This is a genomic window from Desulfocurvus sp. (assembly GCF_023230885.1).
Taxonomy (GTDB): Bacteria; Desulfobacterota; Desulfovibrionia; order Desulfovibrionales; family Desulfovibrionaceae; genus Desulfocurvus.
Window position 1 is genome coordinate 1 of the sequence record NZ_JALNWM010000287.1, and the last position, 2,846, is coordinate 2,846.

At 69.6% G+C, this 2,846-nt stretch carries 2 protein-coding genes; both read left to right on the plus strand.

Annotation, left to right across the window (positions count from 1 at the left end; genetic code table 11):
• Positions 1–369: 369 nt before the first annotated feature.
• Positions 370–1,095, plus strand: a complete 726-nt coding sequence (locus M0P34_RS14755; RefSeq protein ID WP_291500482.1) for a response regulator transcription factor — start codon at positions 370–372, stop codon at positions 1,093–1,095.
• The gene (locus M0P34_RS14760; protein ID WP_291500484.1) at positions 1,092–2,519 is read left to right on the plus strand and encodes an ATP-binding protein; all 1,428 of its coding nucleotides are present in this window, start codon (positions 1,092–1,094) and stop codon (positions 2,517–2,519) included. The genes M0P34_RS14755 and M0P34_RS14760 overlap by 4 nt, the downstream gene beginning before the upstream one ends.
• Positions 2,520–2,846: the final 327 nt, after the last annotated feature.

The window sequence follows — 2,846 nt, forward strand, 5'->3', positions numbered from 1 at the left end:
CCGCGCATCGTGACTCCAATCGAGCTGCATTCGGTTTGACTCCCCTCAAGATCCGAACTCGCCTTCCAGGCGGGACTCTGCCCGGCCTGCTCGCATTTTGTTTCGTTATACGAGCGGCAAAAATGCATTCATCCACGGCTTCAGGAATTTTTTCTGATTGGAGTTTATTCAGACACAAGAACATGAACAATGCGCATTCAGTTCATTACATTTCACAACTGCAAACAATGAATTCGATATGTCATGGAGATTTTCAATTTATAAACAAAAATAACCGTACTTAATATTTCTTTACGTCACAAAAAGCCCCGCACTGTTCCCAAGACGCCCGGCTTGGGCTAGGAACCATAGCGGAGGCACCGCCAAGGCATGGATGAAAAGCTGATTCTCGTGGTGGACGACGACGAGGAGTTGTGCGGACTGCTGACGCAGTACCTGGAGCCCGAGGGGTTCCGGGTCCGCGCCGTGCACGACGGGGTGGCCGGACTCGCCGAGGCGCTGTCGGGCCGCTACGCCCTGGCCATCCTCGACGTGATGCTGCCCGGGGCCAACGGCTTCGAGGTGCTGCACCGCGTCCGCGAGGCCTCGCCCCTGCCGGTGATCATGCTCACCGCGCGCGGCGACGACGTGGACCGCATCGTGGGCCTGGAGATCGGCGCCGACGACTACCTGCCCAAGCCCTTCCTGCCGCGCGAACTGGTGGCGCGCATGCGCGCGGTGCTGCGCCGGGTCCGCGCCGACGCGCCTGCCGCGTCCAGGCCCGGGCCCCTGGCCCTGGACGGGTTGAGCCTTGCGCCCGACAGCCGCTCCCTGCGCGTGCATGGCGCCCAGGTGCACCTGACCGACGCGGAGTTCTCCATCCTGTACGCCCTGCTGGCCGGGGCCGGAGCCGTGGTCCCGCGCGAGGAGCTGTGCCGCGTGGCCCTGGGCCGCGAGGCCGCCCCGGAGGACCGCAGTCTGGCCGTGCATGTATCCAACCTGCGCCGCAAGCTGGCCGAGGCCGGAGCGACCCCGGCGATCAAGGCCGTGCGCGGCGAGGGCTACATCCTGTGCCGGCCCGAGCCACCCCAAGACGGCCCGCAGGCGCCCGTATGAAACGGCTGACCAATTCCCTGTTCGGCAAGATCTTCCTGTGGTTCTGCCTGACCCTGGTGGCCGGGGCCCTGGGCAACGTGCTGGTCATGGACCTGCTGGACACCCGGCACATCCGGGTGCCGGACCACCCCCAGGCCCGGGAGATGTTCGCCCTGCAAAGCCGCCTGCTGCTCGACGCCTACGCCCACGAGGGCGAGGCGGGCATCCGCCGCTATGTGGACCTGGCCCCGGGGCTGCGCTTTTTCATGCGCCTGTTCGACGCCCAGGGCCGGGAACTGACCGGCTTCGGGCCCCACCCGGGGATGGAGGACGACTTTTTCGGGAAGATGCGCGAAACCCTGCGCGGCCGCGAGGACCAGGAAGGCTACGCCGAGGGCAGCCTGCCGCCGTTTTTCGTGACCTCGCGGCCCCTGCCCGGGGGCGAACCCGTGTATCTGGCCGTGGAGTATCCGCGCCTGCCCCCGCCGCCCGGGCTGCTGGGCTCCTGGATGTTCTGGAAGCGTCAGGTGCCCATGCTCCTGGCGGGCGGCGTGCTGGCCCTGCTGCTGGCCCGGCACCTCGTCGGCCCGGTGCGCCGCCTGCGCGAGGCCACCCGGCGCGTGGCCGGGGGCGACCTGACCCACCGCATCGGGGCCCGCGGCGACCGGGGCTACGAGGAGATCAACGCCCTGTCCGAGGACTTCGACCGCATGGCCGAGCGCGTGGAGCATCTGGTGCTCTCCCAGCGGCGGCTGCTGCGCGACATCTCCCACGAGCTGCGCTCGCCGCTGACGCGGCTCAACGTGGCCCTGGAGCTGGCGCGCAAGCGCACCGGCGACACGGCCAGGGCCGAGCTGGACCGCATCGGGCTGGACGCCGGACGGCTGGAGGAGCTCATCGGCCAGCTGCTGGCCTACACCCGCCTGGACCACATGCGCGAGTGCCCCGAGACCACCCGGGTGAACCTGGGCGCGCTGCTGCTCGCCGTGGTCCGCGACACGGACCTGGAATCGCAGTACAAGGGCGTTTGCGTGCAGGTGGACACCGGCACCCCGGCCATGATCGACGCCGTGCCGGAGCTGGTCCGCCGGGCCCTGGAGAACGTCCTCCGCAACGCCATCCGCTTCACCCCGGCGGGGGGCACGGTGCGCGTGGTCCAGGACGTGGAACCGGCCCCGGAGGAGGCCGGGCGGCACGGCGCACAGGCCCGGGTGGCGCGGGTCACGGTGCTGGACATGGGCCCCGGCGTGCCCGGGGAGGCCCTGGACAAGCTCTTCCTGCCCTTCTACCGCGTGGGCGACGCCCGCGGGCACAAGTCCGGAGGCTCGGGCATCGGCCTGGCCATCGCCCAGCGCGCCATCCTGCTCCACGGCGGGACCATCGCGGCCGGCAACCTGCCCCAGGGCGGCCTGCGCGTGGACATCACCCTGCCCCTGGCGGACTGACCCCCGCCGCGAGCCTTCGGCGGCTACCCCTCCTCCACCAGCAGCCGGGCCGCAAGCCCGTACACCCCCGCAACGCAAACCAGCGCCACGCCGCCCGGGGCGGGCCAGCGCCCCGGCAGGGACGCGCCCGGGCGAGGCGGGATTCTCATCTTCGGTGACGACCCGCGCACCCGCCCCGCGCCGCGCTGCCGCGCACAGCGCCCCCGTGGGCATGCGGGCCGCGGCGGCTCCAGGCAACAAAAAACCCCAGGACCGCAAACGGTCCTGGGGTCGAGATGCTCCAGGTGCGCAGGCAAGGTGCGCAGTAACGATAACTAATCGCAAATC